The sequence below is a fragment of the Streptomyces lunaelactis genome (assembly GCF_003054555.1).
In the GTDB taxonomy this organism is placed as follows: domain Bacteria; phylum Actinomycetota; class Actinomycetes; order Streptomycetales; family Streptomycetaceae; genus Streptomyces; species Streptomyces lunaelactis.
The window spans coordinates 992,954-1,011,134 of sequence record NZ_CP026304.1 but is presented as its reverse complement, the minus strand read 5'-3'; the positions used below and the strand labels follow the sequence as shown (position 1 = coordinate 1,011,134).

At 70.7% G+C, this 18,181-nt stretch carries 15 protein-coding genes; 4 read left to right on the top strand and 11 right to left on the bottom strand.

All coding sequences use genetic code 11. The features are described 5' to 3' along the window. Positions 1-58: 58 nt before the first annotated feature. Positions 59-541 (top strand): ATP-binding protein, encoded by a 483-nt coding sequence (locus SLUN_RS04375; RefSeq protein ID WP_108147237.1) that lies wholly within the window; start codon positions 59-61, stop codon positions 539-541. Here SLUN_RS04375 and SLUN_RS04370 read toward each other — a convergent pair. From SLUN_RS04370 to SLUN_RS04330, 9 genes are all read right to left on the bottom strand, one after another. Beyond that, complete coding sequence (locus SLUN_RS04370; protein ID WP_108147236.1) at positions 517-1,365, bottom strand: VOC family protein; 849 nt, start codon at positions 1,363-1,365, stop codon at positions 517-519. The genes SLUN_RS04375 and SLUN_RS04370 overlap by 25 nt on opposite strands. Positions 1,366-1,592: 227 nt before the next feature. Next, positions 1,593-2,303, bottom strand: coding sequence for a YoaK family protein (locus tag SLUN_RS04365; RefSeq protein ID WP_254708585.1), 711 nt, complete (start codon positions 2,301-2,303; stop codon positions 1,593-1,595). A 196-nt stretch (positions 2,304-2,499) separates the two neighbouring features. After that, positions 2,500-2,892, bottom strand: a complete 393-nt coding sequence (locus SLUN_RS04360) for a hypothetical protein (RefSeq protein ID WP_108147235.1) — start codon at positions 2,890-2,892, stop codon at positions 2,500-2,502. A gap of 351 nt (positions 2,893-3,243) precedes the next feature. Next, complete coding sequence (locus SLUN_RS04355) at positions 3,244-4,167, bottom strand: MurR/RpiR family transcriptional regulator (RefSeq protein ID WP_170146549.1); 924 nt, start codon at positions 4,165-4,167, stop codon at positions 3,244-3,246. Between the two features lie 206 nt (positions 4,168-4,373). Beyond that, complete coding sequence (locus SLUN_RS04350; RefSeq protein ID WP_108147233.1) at positions 4,374-5,312, bottom strand: carbohydrate ABC transporter permease; 939 nt, start codon at positions 5,310-5,312, stop codon at positions 4,374-4,376. Then, positions 5,309-6,640 carry a carbohydrate ABC transporter permease gene (locus SLUN_RS04345; RefSeq protein WP_108147232.1) on the bottom strand — a complete coding sequence of 444 codons (1,332 nt, stop codon included), beginning with the start codon at positions 6,638-6,640 and terminating at the stop codon, positions 5,309-5,311. Before SLUN_RS04345 ends, SLUN_RS04350 begins: the two co-directional genes overlap by 4 nt. Before the next feature lie 11 nt (positions 6,641-6,651). After that, positions 6,652-7,980 carry an ABC transporter substrate-binding protein gene (locus SLUN_RS04340; RefSeq protein ID WP_108147231.1) on the bottom strand — a complete coding sequence of 443 codons (1,329 nt, stop codon included), beginning with the start codon at positions 7,978-7,980 and terminating at the stop codon, positions 6,652-6,654. A 39-nt stretch (positions 7,981-8,019) separates the two neighbouring features. After that, positions 8,020-9,693 (bottom strand): glycoside hydrolase family 13 protein, encoded by a 1,674-nt coding sequence (locus SLUN_RS04335; protein ID WP_108147230.1) that lies wholly within the window; start codon positions 9,691-9,693, stop codon positions 8,020-8,022. A gap of 201 nt (positions 9,694-9,894) precedes the next feature. Continuing rightward, complete coding sequence (locus tag SLUN_RS04330; RefSeq protein WP_108147229.1) at positions 9,895-11,166, bottom strand: ABC transporter substrate-binding protein; 1,272 nt, start codon at positions 11,164-11,166, stop codon at positions 9,895-9,897. Positions 11,167-11,333: 167 nt separating this feature from the next. Here SLUN_RS04330 and SLUN_RS04325 point away from each other — a divergent pair, with 167 nt between their 5' ends. From SLUN_RS04325 to SLUN_RS04315, 3 genes are read left to right on the top strand one after another with little or no spacing between them, the layout of a single operon-like run. Then, complete coding sequence (locus SLUN_RS04325; RefSeq protein ID WP_108147228.1) at positions 11,334-11,840, top strand: PadR family transcriptional regulator; 507 nt, start codon at positions 11,334-11,336, stop codon at positions 11,838-11,840. After that, on the top strand, positions 11,837-12,643 hold the full coding sequence (locus SLUN_RS04320; protein WP_108147227.1) for an ABC transporter ATP-binding protein: 807 nt from the start codon (positions 11,837-11,839) through the stop codon (positions 12,641-12,643). Before SLUN_RS04325 ends, SLUN_RS04320 begins: the two co-directional genes overlap by 4 nt. 2 nt (positions 12,644-12,645) lie before the next feature. Then, the gene (locus SLUN_RS04315) at positions 12,646-14,973 is read left to right on the top strand and encodes an ABC transporter permease (protein ID WP_108147226.1); all 2,328 of its coding nucleotides are present in this window, start codon (positions 12,646-12,648) and stop codon (positions 14,971-14,973) included. A 25-nt stretch (positions 14,974-14,998) separates the two neighbouring features. On the opposite strand, the gene SLUN_RS04310 is transcribed toward SLUN_RS04315, so the two are convergent. Together SLUN_RS04310 and SLUN_RS04305 are read right to left on the bottom strand one after the other, a co-directional pair. After that, on the bottom strand, positions 14,999-16,831 hold the full coding sequence (locus SLUN_RS04310) for a glycoside hydrolase family 15 protein (protein WP_108147225.1): 1,833 nt from the start codon (positions 16,829-16,831) through the stop codon (positions 14,999-15,001). Between the two features lie 95 nt (positions 16,832-16,926). Then, a complete protein-coding gene (locus SLUN_RS04305) occupies positions 16,927-18,045 on the bottom strand; it encodes a sulfite oxidase (protein ID WP_108147224.1) in 1,119 nt (372 codons plus the stop codon). Positions 18,046-18,181 lie beyond the last annotated feature (136 nt).

The window sequence follows — 18,181 nt, the reverse complement described above, 5'->3', positions numbered from 1 at the left end:
TCGCACTCGGGGGTCCACTGCCGAACGGGTGAAGCGGTCGCGGTGAGGAGCCACGGTCATGTATATCCCGGCCGCCTGCCGCTACACCTTGGAAGTGCAGGCAACCACAGAGCGAATTCCCCAGGTCCGGCGCATTCTCGCAGCGCATCTGAGGCACTGGCATCTCGAGCAGCACATCACTCCCGTATGCCGAGCGGTCGACGAGCTCGTCGGGAATGTCGTCCATCATGCGTCCGGCGACAAGAGGTGTGTGGTGGAGCTGCGCTGGACGGGGCGGCACCTGATCGCGTCCGTGGCGGACACGGACCGCCGGATGCCTCGGGTAACCAGTTCCTCCCCCTCGAAGGGCGGACTCGCCACCGTCGCGGTACTCAGCGACAGCTGGGGTACGTGCGGTACGGCCACGGGCAAGGTCATCTGGTTCAGCAGGCGGGTGAAGGCAGCCGAGCGCATCGTGCGGGCCACGCCGGTCGCGATGCCGCCCATGAGCGAGTTCCGGCTGCCGCCCACGAGCCCTCAGGTCCCGGTTCCGGCCGGCTGACGCGCATCGCCCCGAGCAGGGCGGCCGGCAACGGTGAACAACGCCCCGTCGGCGTCGCGCAGCTTGACCTCCGTGACGCCGCTGGGCGTGGTCTGCCGCCCGAGGACAGAGCCGCCATGGCGGCGCGCCGCCTCGACGGTGGCCTCCACGTCGGCGACAGGGAAGTGGACGTGCCACCGGGGCTGGATCAGCGGATCCGGTGCCGTTTCGACGGCACCGGAGCTGAGGCGGGCGACCACGTGCCCCTCCTGGCGCAGTACGACCTCGTCCCCTTCGTAGTCGACCTGACAGCAGCCTGCCTGCTCGGACGCCCAGTCGAGCACTTCTGCGTAGAAGATCGCGGCTTCGAAGGCGTTCCGGGTCCGCAGGCGCAGCCAGGCGGGCGCGTTCTTGCGCCAGGTCAGCCAGTCGGGGATGAGCTCGCCCTCCCAGATGCCGAAGACGGCGCCGTCCCGGTCCGCTGCCAGGGCGCCACGGCCCACAGGGAAGCGGAGCGGCCCCACGGCGACGGTGGCGCTGCGTTCCCGGATACGCGCGGCGGACACATCCACATCAGTGACCGCGAAGTACGGCGTCCAGCCGGCCGGGGCGTGCAGGGCGGCCTCGAGGGCGCCGATACTGGCGACCGGCGCGCCGTTGGAGACAGCGAGACTGAAGCCGGCCCCGAGTCGGGTCCTCCGGAATCGCCACCCGAGGACCGCGCCGTAGAACTCCTGCGCGTCCTTGAGGTCGCGAGTCATCAGATTGACCCAGCACGGCGCGCCGAAGACCTCACGGCTCGATGTCACACCTGCGGCCGCCGCCGCACCTGATTCCTTGTCCATTGCACTCAGTGTCCCGATCGAAAGGGAGTGTCACAGGGCAGGAACCGCCCCGACACGCGCTGCCTCACCCCAGCGCCATCCTCCCTCCCGGCAGCCGCGCCCGCGAACTGTGCCGCTCAGGAGTGGCGCGGGGCCCTCCGGCCGAGGTCCGGTCGCCCATGGGCTGATCCGGACGGGGCGGCTCAGGCGCTGGACGAGAGGGGTTTGTCGGGCGGGAGCGCGGCCGGTCACGTCGCCATCGGCAGGCTGTGCCGCGCGGTGGTGGCGAACGCGGCGGCGAGGACGAGGACGAGGGCGGCCACCATGAGCAGCACCGCCGTCGGTGACCAGTCCAGGTGGAGCAGCCACGCGCCGAGGATGCCACCCGCGAACAGCGTGAGGACGCCGATGCTCCGGCGGCCCGAGGCACCGCTGCCGTAGCCCATCGCCGCGTCGTGCCCGAGAGGCGAGCCGCTGACCAGCGCGGTGATCGTCCGGGTGGCCACGGTGGTGGTCATGTCCGGCACCTTGGCGCGCATCGCGGTCACATTGCGCATCCCTATGGCGAGTGCCACCACGGCCGTCGTCACGACATGGCGGGCGGACGGCGGGCCGTCCGCCATGTCGAGGCCCCACGCCGTGAAGCCCGCGACGGCGAGCAGCGCCGCTTCCGTGAACAGCGCGATGTCGAACCACCGGCGCCCGTGGGCGTCCATCACCGACTCCAGCCGGGCGCCGACGATGTTGCCGACGACGAATGCCCCCAGTGACAGGGATGTCGCCACAGCGGACACCCCGCCCTCACCGATGAGCGCGAATCCGAGGAAGAGCACGTTGCCCGTCTGCATCGCGGTGAAGACGGGTCCCAGCGCGAGGAGGCTGACGGCTTCGACCATGCCCGTCGCCAGCGTCAGCACTGCCATGACGGAGGTCAGATCGAGCCCGGGCTTCGTCTCCAAGCGCGCTCCTCGGCTGTGGCTGGGGCTGCTGTGCCCGGCAAGTTTCCGTACCCGCCGGGCAGCGCCCGCGCCATTGCGCCAACCGTGGGCCGAGACCGTTGGTCCTGTCCGGCCGATCTGAGGCCTCTCGTGTGGATCGTGCCTGGCCCGCGTGCCTGGCACGCGCGCTCATCCGGCCTGATCCGAACGAAAGACCCTAGACGGGCGACCGCCTGCGCTGGAGGTCCGAGCCCGCCTGGAGCGCTTCGGTGATCAGCCGGACGCCGCGGGCAAGGCGGTTGAGCTGCTCCAGCTCGGTGGCGTACAGCCTGATCGTGTTCTCGATGATCGCCTCGGCCACCCCGAGGGTGGGCAGCTCCGCCCGGCAGGTCTGCAGCGCGACCCGGACAGCCCGGATCTCGTGCTGGACCTGGAGCTGTGCGTGGCGGGCGAGGAGCACGTGGTGGCGGGTGAGCGTCGAGTAGCCGGCGTAGCGGGCCGGCAGGAGGTCTCGCAGCCACCGATTCGCCGTGCGCTCCCAGTCGTGACTGCCGGGGGACTTTACCTGGCACGGCCAGTCCGAGCTGATCGGTGAGAAGGTCTGGGACATCGTCGTCCGCTCCGGATGTGATGGGGGTGGGCTCTGATCTCGGGGATTTCTGGCGGCCCCGGCCCAGGGGTTGACCGAGGCCGCCGATGGGCGTCCGCAGGGGTGCGGAGCGCCCGGGTGGAACATCCGTGGGCCGACGCGAGGAGGAGAACGTCGCCCTGGATGTTCGGTCAGGTGGGGCCAGGCGGCTGCGCTGGACGACTGACGACGCCGGCCCCGTGACCTCGGGGCACCCGGGATCACCAGAGGCAGTAAATATATATACCGTCGAGTAAGCAAGAGTATGAAAAAATTCATGCGCGAACTGGCGTGAAAGAGTCCGCTTCGTGATCGGGCATTTCGGGACGAGCGTCAGTCCTCGAGGAAGAAGTCGTGCTGGTCAGCGACCTGCTCGTAGCCCTCCAGACGGACCTGTGTGCGCTCGGGATCGGCATCGGCCATGGCCTGGAGGACGGCCGCGGAGAGCACCACAGGCGCCGCATACGAGTCGAAGACGAGACGCGAGCCGGTGCCGGCGGTGAGTGCCACATCGGCCTCGTCCACGAGCGGCCCGAGTGTCAGATCGGTGATCAGCGCGACGCGCAGCCCTGTCCTGCGGGCAGCCCGCATCGCTGCCAGGGTTTCGTTGGCGTGCCTCGGCATCGCGAACGCCAGCACCCAGGTACCGCCCGCCTCCCGCGACTGGAGCAGCGCGTCGTAGGCGACGCTGCCCCCGCGGGTCACCAGGCGTACGTCGGGATGAATCCGCCGCGCGGCATAGGCGAAGTACTCCGCCAGCGATACGGAGATCCGCAGTCCCAGAATCGTCAGCGGTGTCGACCGGGCCAGCTCACGGCCGATGTCGAGCACCTGATTGGGGTCGGCGAGAAGGCGTCGCAGGGTCTCCAGGTTCTCGATCTCGGTGTCGACGGCCGCCTGCAGCTCATTGCGGCGGATCTCCTCCCGGGTGTCCGGGGAACCGGCGACCGCGCTGAGCGCGATGGGCTGCAGGGCCTCCCGGAGCGCGGGGAAGCCGCTGAAACCCAGGGAGGAGGCGAAGCGGGTCACCGACGGCTGGCTCACACCCACCCGTTCCGCCAGTTCCGTGATCGACAGGAACGCGGCCTCGGTGAGGTGGTCGACCAGGTACTGCGCGATGCGCCGCTGTGCGGGAGACAGCCGGTGGCCGCCGAACAGGGCGAGAACCCTGTCCGTGGGAGCCGGCTCGGCTTCCGGAGACTGCCTGCCCGGCGTGATCGCAGACGCCTGTGCGCGTGCCTGCTGCCCTGATGGCACCGGTGTGCCTCCTTCTCGTCCCACTCCTGCTCAACATAGCTCACTGAGCGTGGCGGCACGGTGGAACTGCCGCGTGGAACAAGCTGCTCGCGCAGGGGAGGCGGAGTGCTGCCGTGCCCGCGGAACGTCCGGCGCCGCGGCGGCTCCCGGTACGGCATTCGCCCGGGACCCACCGCGGCGCCGATCCGGGCCGTGGGGTGCTGCGCCTACTTGACCGAGCCCGCCATCACTCCCTGCACGAAGTGCCGTTGGAAGGCGAAGAAGACGACCAGCGGCACCACCAGGGAGAGGAAGGCACCCGGCGCCAGCACCCCGATGTTGCTGCCGAACTGCCGCATCTCCGACTGGAGGGCGACGGTGAGCGGCTGGGACTCGCTGTCCGCGAAGAGCAGCGCGACCAGCATGTCGTTCCAGACCCAGAGGAACTGGAAGATCGCCAGGCTGGCCAGGGCGGGGCGGCCCAGCGGCAGGATCAGCCGGGAGAAGATCCGCCACTCCCCGCCGCCGTCCATCCGTGCGGCCTCCAGCATCTCGCGCGGGATCTCCGCGAAGTAGTTGCGGAGCAGGAAGATCGCGAAAGGCAGCCCGTACGCGACATGGAAGAGGATCACACCCGGGATCGTGCCGAACAGTCCTACGGCGCCGAACAGTTTGGCCACGGGGAGCAGACCGATCTGGACCGGCACCACCAGAAGTCCCACGACCACCAGGAAGATCGCGTTGCGGCCGGGGAACTCCAGCCAGGCGAAGGCGTACCCGGCCAGCGCCGCGATGGCGACCACCAGCGCGGTGGTGGGCACCGAGATCAGCACGGTGTTCCAGAAGGACTGCGTGATGCCGGAGTTCTCGAACAACGCCGTGTAGTTGTCCAGGGACAGCTGCCCGGGATCGGTCAGCGCCGTCCACCAGCCCTCGGCCGCGTTGTCCTGCTCGGAGCGCATCGAGGACAGGAACAGCCCGGCCAGCGGGGTGATCCAGATGAGTGCGACCACGATCAGCAGGGCCTGGACCGCTCCGTTGCCGAGCCACGTGCCGAGCCGGTCCACGGGACGCCGGCGCGGCGCACGCGGCAGGTCGGGGACGTGGACCGGGCCCTTGGCGACCGGCTGGGACGGCTGGCGCTCGATGGTGCTGTGCCCGCTCATTTTCCGCTCCTTCGGAAGCGCCGGACGTTGAAGATCATGGCGGGCAGGACCAGTACGAGCAGCAGCACGCTCAGGGCGCTGCCGAGTCCCTGGTTGTTGCCGCCGCCGAAGGAGACCAGCCACATCCGGGTCGCCAGCACATTGGCCTCTTCCTGGACCGGTCCCGGCGCGATGATGTAGACGAGGTCGAAGACCTTCATCACGTTGATCACCAGGGTCACGAAGACCACGGTCAGCACCGGAGCGAGCAGCGGCACGGTGATCTTCCGGAAGATCTGCCACTCGGTGGCGCCGTCCATCCGGGCCGCCTCCAGGGCGTCCCGGGGGAGTGAGGCCAGGCCGGCACCGATCAGCACCATCGAGAAGCCGGTCCAGATCCACAGATAGGCACCGATGATGGCCGGGGTCACCAGGGCCGGGCCGAGCCAGGAGATGCCCTGGTAGGGCGCCGCGAAGTTCTCCGCCGGGAGCCGGACGGTGTACGAACCGGCATCCAGAGTGCGGAAGTTGAACGAGCCGTCCGCGGCGGTGGTGGCCGTCGCGGCGACCTTTCCGTCCCGTACCGCCTCGACCGACATCCCCGGCAGGCCCTTCTCGGCCGGGTCGACCTTGCCCGCCGTACCGCCGCCGCCCGGAGTGAAGTCGAGGTAGACCACACCCCGTACCTCGTCGGCGGGCGCGGCGGTGGAGGCGGCAGCGGGCCGGGCCTCGGTGGGCATCTTGTCGGGTGCCACACCGACGAAGCCGAGACTGACCCACTGCCCGGGGCGCACCGCGTCGGTCGTGCTGTAGGCCCCGCCCGTGGCCTTGGTCAGGCCCTGGTCCTCCCGTGCCCTCGCGGTCGGGTAGGCCGAGCGGTCGTCGAAGGCGTCGTGGACGCCGACGGCCACGGCGTTGAGTACGCCCCGGTCCGGGTCCTCCTCGTAGGCGAGCCGGAAGATGATGCCGGCGGCGAGGAACGACACGGCCATGGGCAGGAAGAGCACGAGCTTGAAGGCGGTCGCCCAGCGCACCCTCTCGGTGAGCACGGCGAGCACCAGGCCGAGACCGGTCAGCAGAACCGGGGCGACGACCACCCAGATGGTGCTGTTGCGGATCGCGGTGAGGGTGGCGGGATCGCTGAATATCTCGACGTAGTTCTCCCCGCCGACGAACCGTTCGCCGCTCGCGTCGAACAGGCTCCGGCCGGCGGAGAACACCACCGGATAGACGACCAGCGCGCCGAGCAGCAGCAGGGCGGGCAGGACGAACACCACCGCGATGTTCCGCTTCGCACGCTGGGCCCGCCGCCGCGGATTCGCGGCCGGGGCGGATGTGGTGACTGCCATGGTGTGCGGCCTCAGTTCTTGTAGGCCTTGGCGGCCGCGGCTTCCAGCGCGGCCGCGGTGGCCTTCGGGTCCGAGGGGTCGCGCAGGAAGTCCTGGAGGAGCTTCCACTCGCCCGCGCCCTTGGTGCCGCCGAACGCGGCCGGGGCCTGGTCCGACATGTCGAAGCGGACCGTGTCACCCGCCGCGACCAGAGATGCGGCCGTGGCGCGGGTGGTGTCGTCGGCGTACGAGGCGGGGTTCACGTCCTTGTTGGGGGAGACGAAGCCGCCCGCACCGGCCCACACCGCCGCCGCTTCGGGAGTGGCCAGGAACTCCAGCAGCCGCTGCGCCGCCTTCTGGTTCTTGCCGTCCTTGAGCACGACGGCCGCGTCGCCGCCGCTCACCACCGGTGTCTTGCCGCTGCCGACCCCGGGGAACGGGAAGAACTTGGCGTCCTCGCCGAGCTTCTTGCCGAAGTCGTCCTTGGCCATGCCGCCGACGAAGTCGCCCTCGTAGACCATGCCGGCCTTGGGCTCCGGGCCGAAGACCTGCTCGACCGAGCCCGGGAAGTCGGTGCGCAGCGCGCCCGCGGAGCCGCCGGCGACGAGCTGCTTGTCCTTGAAGATCTCGCCCAGCGTGGTGAGCGCCGTGACCACACTGGCGTCGGTCCACGGCAGGGTGTGGGCGGCGAGCTGGTCGTACTTCTCGGGTCCCGCCTGGGAGAGGTAGATGTTCTCGAACCAGTCGGTGAGCGTCCAGCCGTCCTCACCGGCGACGGAGAAACCGGGAAGGCCCGAGTCCGCGAGCGTGTGGCCCGCCTTGAGCATGTCCGGATAGGTCTTCGGCTCCGCGACTCCGGCCTGCTCGAACGCGCTCGGGCTGTACCAGACGGTCGACTTGTGAGCGGCCTTGAAGTAGAGGCCGTAGTACGTCTTGTCCACCGTGCCGTAGTTCTTCCATACCTCGGCGAGGTTGGCGCCGGCGGTCGTCGCGGTCTTCTGCGACAGCGGTGCGAGCCAGCCCTCCTTGGCGAACTGCTGGAGCACGCCGACCTGGGGCACCATCGCCACGTCCGGGGCGTTGCCGCCCTCGATCTTGCTGCCGACGAAGGTGGAGACGTTGTCACCGGTGGGCACGAAGACCGTCTTGGCGCCGGTCTGCTCGGTGAACGCGTCGAGCACCTTGCGGAAGTTCTTCTGCTCGCTGCCGGTCCAGACGCCGGCGACGGTCACGGTCTGGCCGCCGAGCTCCTTGCCGCTCGCCGGGCCGGGCGAGCCGCCGCACGCCGTCGCGCCCAGCGCGAGGGCGAGCACTGCCGATCCGGCCGCCGCTGTCCGTCGGCCTGTGGTGAGTCGTCGCATGGTGAGAGTCCTTTCGAAGGGGTGGGAAAGGCGGGTGGTTCAGGGGGTGGGGCAGTCGCCCGTCCACCAGGCGGTGGTCGCTCCGGGGAGCACACCGGCCGGGCACGGGCCGCTGGAGAGAAGAGGAGTGCCGACGACGGGGGCGGGCACGGGCTCGCTGCCGAAGTTGACCGCGCAGATCAGCCCGTCGCCCCGGACCATGGCCAGGACCTGCGGGGGCGAGTCCAGCCAGCGCAGGCTGCCCTCACCCAACTGGGGCAGGCTGCACCGCAGTTGAAGTCCCTCGCGGTAGAGGTGCCAGAACGAGCGGGTGTCGGCCAGGGCCCGGTCGGTGGCGTGTTCGGCGAACCACTCGGGCTGCGGCAGCCAGGGCCGGGCCCCGGCCGCGCCCTGGCTGAAGCCGAACGGGGAGGCGTGCCCGGACCAGGGCAGCGGCACCCGGCAGCCGTCCCTGATGTGCTTGCGGCTGCCCGTCCGGTGGAAGATCGGGTCGGTGAGCACATCGTCCGGCAGGTCCATGACCTCCGGCAGACCGAGCTCCTCGCCCTGGTAGACGTACGCGGCGCCGGGCAGCGCCAGCATCAGCAGCGCGGCGGCGCGGGCCCGTGCGGCTCCCAGCCCACTGGCCTCCACGCCCGGCTCGCCCGCGTAGCGCGTGACCGTGCGGACCTGGTCGTGGTTGTTGAGGACCCAGGTGACCGTCGAGCCGGTCCCGGCGATGTCCCGTATCGCATCGGTGATCGTCTCCCGGAAGGCGGCGGCGTCCCAGGGGGCGCTGAGCAGATCGAAGAAGAACGCCTGGTGCAGTTCGTCGGGCCGTACGTACTCGGCGTGTTCGCGCGCGGTCGGTACGGAGACCTCGCCGACCAGCAGCCGCTCGTCGCCGTCCCGTGCCGTGTACTCCTCGCACACCGACCGCCAGCGCCGCCACACGTCGTGGACCTCGGGCTGGTTCCAGGCCAGCGGGTTCACCGAGTCCCGGGAGCGCTCGTCGGCGTCGGGGTCGGCCGAGTCGGGCAGCCTCGGGTGCTTGAAGAGACCGGCGGCGACATCGATACGGAAGCCGTCGACGCCCCGGTCCAGCCAGAAGCGGAGGACCTCCTCGAAGGAGTCGCCGATCTCGGGATTGCGCCAGTTGAGGTCGGGCTGCTCCGGAGTGAACAGGTGCAGATACCACTGCCCCGGGGTGCCGTCGGGCTCGGTGATCCGGCTCCAGGCGGGCCCGCCGAACATCGCCCGCCAGTTGTTGGGCGGCTCCGCACCCGCCGGTCCGCGGCCGTCGGCGAAGTGGAACCGGGTGCGGGCGGCGCTGCCGGGGCCGGCGGCGAGCGCCTCGCGGAACCACGGGTGCTCGCTGGAGCAGTGGTTGGGAACGATGTCGAGCAGCAGTTTGAGCCCGAGCCGGCGGGCGTCGGCCATCAGCAGGTCGAACTCGGCCAGGTCGCCGTAGACGGGGTCGACGTCGCGGTAGTTCGCGACGTCGTAGCCGTGGTCGTGCTGGGGGGACGGATAGAACGGGCTGAGCCAGATCCCGTCGACACCGAGCTTCCGCAGGTACGGAAGTCCGGCCCGTACGCCGGCCAGGTCGCCGATGCCGTCCCCGGTGCTGTCGAGGAAGCTGCGGACGTAGACCTGGTAGATCACCGCGTCGCGCCACCACGCGGTGGCCGTGCGGGAGTTGCGGCCGAGGACGGCCGGAAGGGCTGTGAGCATCTCGCGTTGACCTGTTCCTGCTGGATGCGAGAGCGCCCCAGAGCGGGTGCGCTGTGATGCATGCATGTTAAGTAGGGGTGACGGCAGGGTGTCAACGATGTGGCAAGAAGTGGCCCGATTTGCCCCGATATTTCTGGGCATACAAGAATGGCTCACTACTTAACATGTAAGTAGTGAGCCATGGAGGGAGGTGCGAGGGGTTCAGCCCCTGCGGGAGATCGATTCCAGCTCGCGGGACAGCCGTGCCGCGGCCTGCTGGGGGCTCTGGCGCAGCGCCATGACGTCCTGTACGACGGCCTGCACGGCGAGCGTCACCTGGTCGTACCGAGGGCTCTTGGGGCGCGGCTCGGCCGCCAGCACGCTCTGCCGCAGTGTCGGCAGATACGGATACGCCCGGACCAGCGCGGGATCCTCGTACAGCGCCGCCCGCACCGGCGGCAGTGAGCCCTCTGTGAGCACCTGCCGCTGGACCCGCTCGCTGGTGAGATACGCGATCAGATCGGCGGCCGACTCCGGATGCCGGGAGTGGCTGCTCACCGCGAGATTGGAGCCGCCCAGCACACTGGTGCCCAGGCCGGAAGGGCCGGGCAGCGGCACCGCGCCGAACTTGCCCGCGACCTTCGACCCCGCCGCACCCGCGACCGAGTACACATAGGGCCAGTTCCGCAGGAAGAGCAGCCGGCCGTCCTGGAACGCCTGCCGGGACTCCTCCTCCTTGTAACTGCGCGCCTGTGGCGAGATCCAGCCGTCCCTCACCCCGCCGGCCAGGAACTCCAGACCGGAGCGGGCCGCTGCCGAGTCCACCGTGACCCGCGCGCCGTCGTCCCGCAGGATCGAGCCCCCCGCCGAGTGCACCGCCTCGGTGGCGTTGACCGTAAGACCCTCGTACGGCAGGAACTGGCCGGCGTAGCCGTCCAGTCCGTACCTGGGGGCGATCGTCCTGGCCTGCCGGGCCAGCTCGGCCCAGGTGCGCGGCGGTCGCTCGCCCTCCCGCTCCAGGATGTCCTTGCGGTAGTACAGCAACCCGGCATTGGTGACATACGGAACGGCGTACAGGCGGCCGTCGAAGGTTGCGGTGTCCACCACGGGCGCCAGGAAGCTGTCCAGCGGGAAGCTGTCCCGCCGCAGCGGGGAGATCCAGCCGGCCGCGGCGAACTCGGAGGTCCAGGCCACATCGATGTTCAGTACGTCGAACCGGTCGCTGCCCGAGCGCAGTTCGCTGATCATCTGGGCCCGGGTCTCGTCCGCGGAGTCGGGCAGCTCGACGAGTGTGACCCGCTCCTTGGGGCGGTCGCGGTTCCAGTCGTCGAGCAGCGGACCGAGATAGTCGGTCAGATCGCCCGCTGTCACCAGCGTCATGGGGCCGCGGCCCTTGGGCGCCGCCGTTCCCGGCTGGGCGCCGAAGCCCGCGTAACCCGCAAGCAGCACAGCGACAACGAGGAGCCCCCTACCCGCGGCATGCATCCACCGCATAGGTTCCTCCCAGTACATCGATCCGGCCACGCCGCCGTCCAATGTGGCCTATGTATACCCGTTAGGCATGGGCGATACTAGACGTCCAGGCGCAGAAGGCGGGTGGCGCGAACCACAGCCCGCATCCGAGCCAACAAGAAACTACGGAGCGGGAGGGAGGGGAGCGCGTGCGGCTGCCGCTCCTGGCACTCCTCACCCGTGGCCCGGCGCACGGATACGAGCTCAAGCAGGACCTTGAGAAGCTCCTGGGCGCCGCGTACCCTCAGCCGAACGTCGGCCAGATCTATGTCACCCTGGGGCGGCTGGAAAAGGCCGGTCTGATAGACGGCGAGGATGTCGAGCAGTCCGGCAGACCCAATAAGCGCACGTACCGGCTCACCGACGCCGGGCACGAGGCCGTGCTCGCCTGGTTCGACGAGACCACGGACGAGCCGCGGGTCCGGGACGAGTTCTTCATGAAACTCGCCCTCGCACCCGAGTCCGGTCTTGCCGACCCCGTCGTCCTGATCAACAGACAGCGGCGGCAGTATCTGAACACCATGCGCGATCTGTCGAAGCTGGCCGCATCCGAGGACCGGGACAACAGGGTCTCCCAGCTGCTGATCGAGGGCGCGATGCTGCATCTGCAGGCCGACCTCGACTGGCTGGAACGCTGTCAGGAGGAGCTGGAATGAGCGACGACGCCGCTCCTGGCGTGCCGGACGCGCGCGGACCCGGGGGCACTGTGAGGACCGGCACTGTGCCGATCGTGCGCGCCGAGGGGCTGACCAAGACCCATCGCGGCGAAGGCGCACCGGTTCAAGCCGTACGCGGAGTGGATCTCACCGTTCAGCCCGGCGAGTTCGTCGCCGTCACCGGGCCCTCGGGCGCGGGCAAGTCCACGCTGCTCCATCTCATCGGCGGGCTCCAGCGGCCCGACAGCGGCTCGCTCTGGCTCGACGGCCGCCAAGTGGACGCGTATCGCGAGGCCCGCTGGGCGGTGCTGCGCCGCCGGAGCATCGGCATCGTCTTCCAGTTCTTCAACCTGGTCTCCGACCTCACCGTCGCCGACAACGTCGAGCTGCCCGCGCTGCTCGCGGGAGCCTCACCCAGGGCGGCCCGGGACAGCCGGGCAGAACTGCTCGCCGAACTCGGCCTCGAAGGCAGGGAACGCTCCATGCCGGGTGAGCTCTCCGGCGGCGAGCAGCAGCGCGTCGCCCTGGCCAGGGCACTGGTCAACCATCCCGCCCTGCTGCTCGCCGACGAACCGGCCGGCAGCCTGGACAGCAAGGGCACCCGGGAGGTACTCCGGCTGCTCTCCCGCTTCCACCAGCGCGGGCAGACGATCATGCTGGTCACCCATGACGCCCGGATGGCCAGCGCGGCCGACCGCGTCATCAGCTTCTTCGACGGGCGCATAGCCGACGACGCCGCGCTCGGTGAGGGCCGCCGCAGCACGGGCGCCGGAGTCTCCGGCGTACTCGAACTGAAGGAGTGAGCGTGCGGGCCACACTTCGCTGGGCGCACGCCGATCTGCGGGCACACCGCGGACAGTCGCTCTTCGTCGTCCTGGCCAGCGCCGGGATCATCGCCTCGCTGCTGCTCGCCGTCGCCATGTTCAGCTACGCCGCCAACCCCTGGCAGCGGATCTTCACCCAGTCCAAGGGCGCCCATGTCTGGCTCCACACCGGCGCCGGCGCGGATCCGAGCGCCCTCTCCGGGCTTGACGGTATCGCCGGTGTCTCCGGTCCGTACCGCACCGGTCGAGCCACCCTCGAGTCGCGCGGTGTCAGAGCGAGCGTGGCTCTGCGCGCGGCCGACACCCGGCCGCCGGAGATCGCCCGGCCGCTCATCACCGAGGGCCGATGGCTCGACGGGCGGACGGACGGCGCGGACGGTGCCGACGGCGTCGTACTGGAGAGCTCGGTCGCACGGGTGCTGTGGGCGGAGCCCGGCGACAGCCTCACGGTCGCCGGACCGGACGGCAGCGCCCGCACGCTCCGCGTCGCCGGGGTCGCCGAGGCCGCGGAACCCCGCTACCGGCCGGGCGGCGAGCCCGGCATCGGCTGGGTACTGCCCGGCACGTTCGACCGTGTCGCGCCCAAGAGCACCGGGCAGAGCGTGGGGCTGCGGCTGGACGATCCGGCCGACATCGACTTCACCGTCCAGCAGGCCGTAACCCTGCTCGGCGCCGACCGGGTCGCCCAGGTGACCAAGTGGCAGCAGGCCCGCGCCGATGCCGGGGGCGACGACCGGCTGCTCGGGCAGCTGTTCGCCGTGTTCGGTCTCGGCGCCCTGCTGGCCGCCGCGCTCGCCGCGTCCGGGGCGATCAGCGCCCGTATCCGTGGACAGCTCAGGGACATCTCGATCCTCAAGGCGATCGGGTTCACCCCGGGCCAGGTGATACGCGGCTTCCTCGTCCAGCACCTCGCCTTCGCGCTGCTCGGGGTCACCCTGGGCACGGCGGCGATCGCGCTGCTGGGTGCCCGGATACCCGGCCGGATCGGGGAGGCGGCCGGGGTGTGGCAGGACCTGCCCGGGCACACCGCCCTGATGGCCGGCGTCCCGGCCGGTGCGGTACTGCTGATCGCGACCGCCACCGGACTCGCCGCCTGGCGGGCCGGCCGGGTCCCGCCGGTGCCCGTCGCCCGCGCGGCCCTTCCCTCGGCGGCGCCGATGACGAGTCTCGGCCGCCGGGCGCTCGGCACACGGGTGCCGCCCGCGCTGGTGCTCGGCTGGCGGGCGGCGTTCCCGCGACGGCCGCGCACCCTGATCACCGTCGCCCGGCTGGCGCTGCCGCTGCTCATGATCACGGTCGCGCTGGTCGCCTGGTCCACGCTGGACCTGTTCCGGAGCCATCCCGCACACGTGGGCGTGCCCGCGGCGCTGACCGTACGGGCGGAGCAGCCCGGCAGCCTGACGGAGGCGGAACTGAACCGCGTGCTGACCGAGTCGCCGGGGGTCGCGGCCGTCCACCCGGGCGTGGAGGTCGCCGCTCTGGTACCGGGGCAGACGGGCACCATCACGCTGCGCGGGCTCGGCACGGCAGGCGCCCCCTATCCGTTCGCGGTGGTCGAGGGACGCCCCGCCGACGGGCTGGACGAGGCGGTCGCCGGGCAGGGGCTGCTCGATCTGCTGGATGTGCGGGTCGGCGACTGGGTGCGGATGACGGTGGAAGGGCGGCCGCAGATCCTGCACATCGTCGGACGCAGCATCGAACCGGAATCCGGCGGCCGGGTCATTTCGACGACGGTCGACACGCTGCAGGAGCGCGACCCGGAGCTGCGGCCGGACTTCCAGCATCTCGTCCTGCGGCCGGGTACCGATCCCCGCGCGGTGAGCAGTGCTCTCGCCGCGACGGCCGGGGGTGCCCTGGAGATCCGTGAGACGGCCAATCCGGCGGACCGGCTGGAACCGGCGCGGGGTGTGATCGCCGCGCTGATCGGGGTGTTGGCCCTGATCGGGTTCATCGAGCTGCTGACACTGATCAGCACTGGTGTCCGTGACCGCGGTCGCGATCTGCTCGCGCTCAAGGCGATCGGACTGACGCCCCGGCAGGTCAGCTCGGCGATCGTGGCGGCCGCGGGCTTCACGGCCATGGTGGCCGCCGTGCTCGGCACGGGACTTGGAGTGCTGTCCGGCAGCTGGCTGGTGGACACGCAGGGCCGCTCCAGCGGGATGGGCGCCGGAATCGCCCATGTCCCGCCCACGCTCCTGCTGGCATCGGTCGTGGCCGGAGCGGTACTGGGCGCAGTCGCGGCCGCGGCGGTACCCGCGACCAGGACGGCGCGCCGCCGGCTGGCGGATTCGCTGACAGAGACGCTGTAACTGCCCCGCCCCGCCCCGCCCCGTGCTAGCCCAAGCCCTCGGTCTTGTCGAGCGCGGCGTCCAGTGCCATGGCCGCCGTGATCAGCGACAGATGCGTGAACGCCTGGGGAAAGTTGCCCAGTTGCTCTCCCGTCGGCCCGATCTCCTCTGCGAACAGCCCGACATGGTTGGCGTACGTGAGCATCTTCTCGAAGGCGTAGCGTGCCTCGTCGGTCCGCCCCGCGCGGGCCAGCGCGGACACATAGTGGAAGGTGCACAGGGTGAAGGTGCCCTCGGCGCCCCGCAGTCCGTCGGGGGAGGCGGCCGGGTCGTAGCGGTAGACGAGGCTGTCGGAGACCAGCTCGCGCTCGATGGCATCCAGCGTGGCCAGCCAGCGCGGGTCCCTGGGCGCGACGAACCCGACGAGCGGCATCAGCAGCAGAGAGGCGTCCAGGACGTCGGTGTCGTAGTGCTGGACGAAGGCCCGGCGTTTCTCGCTCCAGCCGCGCTCCATCACCTGCACGAAGATCGCGTCGCGGGTGGCGGTCCAGCGGTCCAGATCGGCGGGGCGCGCGTACTCCCGGGCCAGGCGGATGCCGCGGTCGAAGGCCACCCAGGACATCAGCCGGCTGTAGGTGAAGTCCTGGCGGCCGCCGCGGGTCTCCCAAATGCCCTCGTCGGGCTGGTCCCAGGCGCCGGCGAGCCAGTCCAGGACACCGACGACGGCCTGCCAGCCCTCGTAGCCGGCGGTCTCCGCGACGCCACCGACCTGAGCTATGGCGAACGCCGCCTCGCCATAGATGTCCAACTGGAGCTGGTCGGCGGCCCCGTTGCCGATACGCACCGGGAACGAACCGCGGTAGCCCTCCAGATGGTCGAGGATCTCCTCGCTCAACCGCGGGTCGCCGTCCACCCGGTACATGATCTGCAGCGGCCCACCAGAGGCGGTCGCGCCCGCGGTCACCCGCGCGGCGAGCCAGCGCCGGAAGGAGTTGGCCTCGTCGCTGAAGCCCAGATCGATCAGGGATTTTACGGACAGCGAGGCGTCCCGGATCCAGGTGTAGCGATAGTCCCAGTTGCGTTCGCCGCCGATCTGCTCGGGCAGTCCCGCGGTGGCGGCGGCGATCGGGGCGCCCGTGGGCGCGTACGTGAGCAGCTTGAGCGTGATGGCCGAGCGGTTCACGGTCTGGCGCCAGCGGCCGCGGTACCGGGAGGTCCGCAGCCACTGGTGCCAGAACCGTACCGTCGCCTGCCAGGTGGACCGCGCCGCCGCGGCGTCCAGGGGCGCGGGCGGTGGCCCGCCGCCGGTGCTGGTGGTCAGTACGACGGCACCGAACTCTCCCGCCTGGAGCGTGACGGCGCCCCGGACATCGCTGCCGTTGTCGGCGTTCAGCGGTGCCGAGCTCTGCAGGTGTACGTCGATGCCGGGACCGGTGAAGAGGGCGGTGCGGCCCGACTCGCCCAGGGTGAGGGAGTGCGTGGCACGGCCGTAGTCGAAGCGGGGCCGGCACTCCACGGTGAACCGCATACTGCCGCGCACGACGCGCATCACCCGGAAGATCCGGTGCCGGTCCGTCGCGGTTCCGGGCGTGTCCACCGGCATGAAGTCCACCACCTCGCCCACTCCCTCGGCGGTGAGGAAGCGGGTGACAAGGACGGCGGTGTCGGGGAGGTAGAGCTGGGTGATTCTGGCGTCCTGATGTTCGGCCGAGATCCTGAAACTGCCGCCCCGGTCGTGGTCGAGCAGGGCGGCGAAGATGCTGGGCGAGTCGAAGCGCGGCGCGCAGAACCAGTCGATCGCTCCGTCGGACGACACCAGAGCGGCGGTCTGCAAATCCCCGATCATGCCGTGGTCGGCGATGGGCGGGTAATGGCGCATCGGGGTTCTCCCTCGTCTTGCACCATCGTGCGGCGCCCGGGCTCGTCTTGCACCATCGTGCGGCGCCCGGGCCGACCGCGCACGTCAGGGGAGTGTCAGTCGTCGCGCGGGCACAGGACCGAGATCCGCTGGACGAGGTTGTTGGCGAACCCGCCGCGGTTCCAGGGCTGAGCGAGGGGCTGAGTGTGGCCATCGGCGTCGGCGGCGCGGACGCTGAGCACATGGCTGCCGGGCGTGGCAGTCCAGGAGGCCTGCCAGCGCCGCCAGGCCCAGTCGTGCCCGTCCGGCGGTGCGAGTTCGGTTCCGGTCCAGGAACGGCCGTCGTCGGTGCTGACTTCCACGCCTGTCACCGGCGCCCGGCCGGACCAGGCCCGGCCCTCCAGCCGCACCTGACCGGGCCGTACGACACGGGTGCGGGACATGAAGTCCGGGAACCCCGGCGGGATCATCAGCGCGCGAGGGGCGATCCGGGTGACCGGCTCGCCCGGATCGTCGGCCGACTGCCGGTAGCGGTAGGCCACCGCCTGCTGGAATCCGGTGAACGGGGTGTCGGTGAGAGAGATGTCGCGCAGCCACTTCACATGCGCCATGCCGTACCAGCCGGGGACGATCAGCCGCAGTGGATGGCCGTGCTGTGGCGGCAGGGGATGGCCGTTCATCTCGTACGCCACCAGCACCTCCGGATCGCCGCCGGTGGCCACCGGCAACGGCAGACTGCGCTGATAGTCCTGCTCGATGCCCCGCTCGACGCCATGGTCGGCCCCGGTGAACACGGCCTCGACGGCATCGCGCTCCACCCCCGCCTCGGCGAGCAGCGTGCGCAGCGGCACGCCGGTCCACTCGGCGCAGCCGACCCCTTCGACCAGCCACGGCTGGCTCACCGGCCGCGGCGAGAGCAGGGCGCGGCCGTTGCCGGCGCACTCCATCGTCACGCGCTGTGTGGTGGCCGGGAAGGACCTGAGGGTCTCCATGTCCAGGGTCAGCGGGGTGCGGACCCGGCCGCGCACGGTGAGTTCCCACGCGTCGGCGTCGGCGGCGGGGATGTCGTAGTGGATCAGTACGTAGTGCAGTCCGGCCGGGGTGAGGTCGCAGCGCATGGCCTCAAGCGGCAAGCCGTGGTTACGGGCCGCCAGCGCCAGTTCCTCCAGGCCGATGCCCTCGTCGGGTTCCGCGAGGCGCCCCGGCCGGCTGATGTCACCGATACGAGCGTCCATGCCCCCATGGTGCGCTCCCGCACCGGGCCCGGGCACTCGCGCGACGGCGGGGATGCGCGCCTTCCCGCCCGGCGGGACCCTGGACATATCAGCCATGCGGATGCCTGAAAGGGCCCGTGCCTCGTGTCGGCACCGG

Bases quoted from the DNA above. Each gene is read 5' to 3' on its own strand.
- SLUN_RS04345 (WP_108147232.1), bottom strand. From the start codon at position 6,640: ATGGCAGTCACCACATCCGCCCCGGCCGCGAATCCGCGGCGGCGGGCC.
- SLUN_RS04330 (WP_108147229.1), bottom strand. From the start codon at position 11,166: ATGCGGTGGATGCATGCCGCGGGTAGGGGGCTCCTCGTTGTCGCTGTG.
- SLUN_RS04360 (WP_108147235.1), bottom strand. From the start codon at position 2,892: ATGTCCCAGACCTTCTCACCGATCAGCTCGGACTGGCCGTGCCAGGTA.
- SLUN_RS04375 (WP_108147237.1), top strand. From the start codon at position 59: ATGTATATCCCGGCCGCCTGCCGCTACACCTTGGAAGTGCAGGCAACC.
- SLUN_RS04310 (WP_108147225.1), bottom strand. From the start codon at position 16,831: ATGCGCCATTACCCGCCCATCGCCGACCACGGCATGATCGGGGATTTG.
- SLUN_RS04320 (WP_108147227.1), top strand. From the start codon at position 11,837: ATGAGCGACGACGCCGCTCCTGGCGTGCCGGACGCGCGCGGACCCGGG.
- SLUN_RS04340 (WP_108147231.1), bottom strand. From the start codon at position 7,980: ATGCGACGACTCACCACAGGCCGACGGACAGCGGCGGCCGGATCGGCA.
- SLUN_RS04335 (WP_108147230.1), bottom strand. From the start codon at position 9,693: ATGCTCACAGCCCTTCCGGCCGTCCTCGGCCGCAACTCCCGCACGGCC.
- SLUN_RS04305 (WP_108147224.1), bottom strand. From the start codon at position 18,045: ATGGACGCTCGTATCGGTGACATCAGCCGGCCGGGGCGCCTCGCGGAA.
- SLUN_RS04370 (WP_108147236.1), bottom strand. From the start codon at position 1,365: ATGGACAAGGAATCAGGTGCGGCGGCGGCCGCAGGTGTGACATCGAGC.
- SLUN_RS04350 (WP_108147233.1), bottom strand. From the start codon at position 5,312: ATGAGCGGGCACAGCACCATCGAGCGCCAGCCGTCCCAGCCGGTCGCC.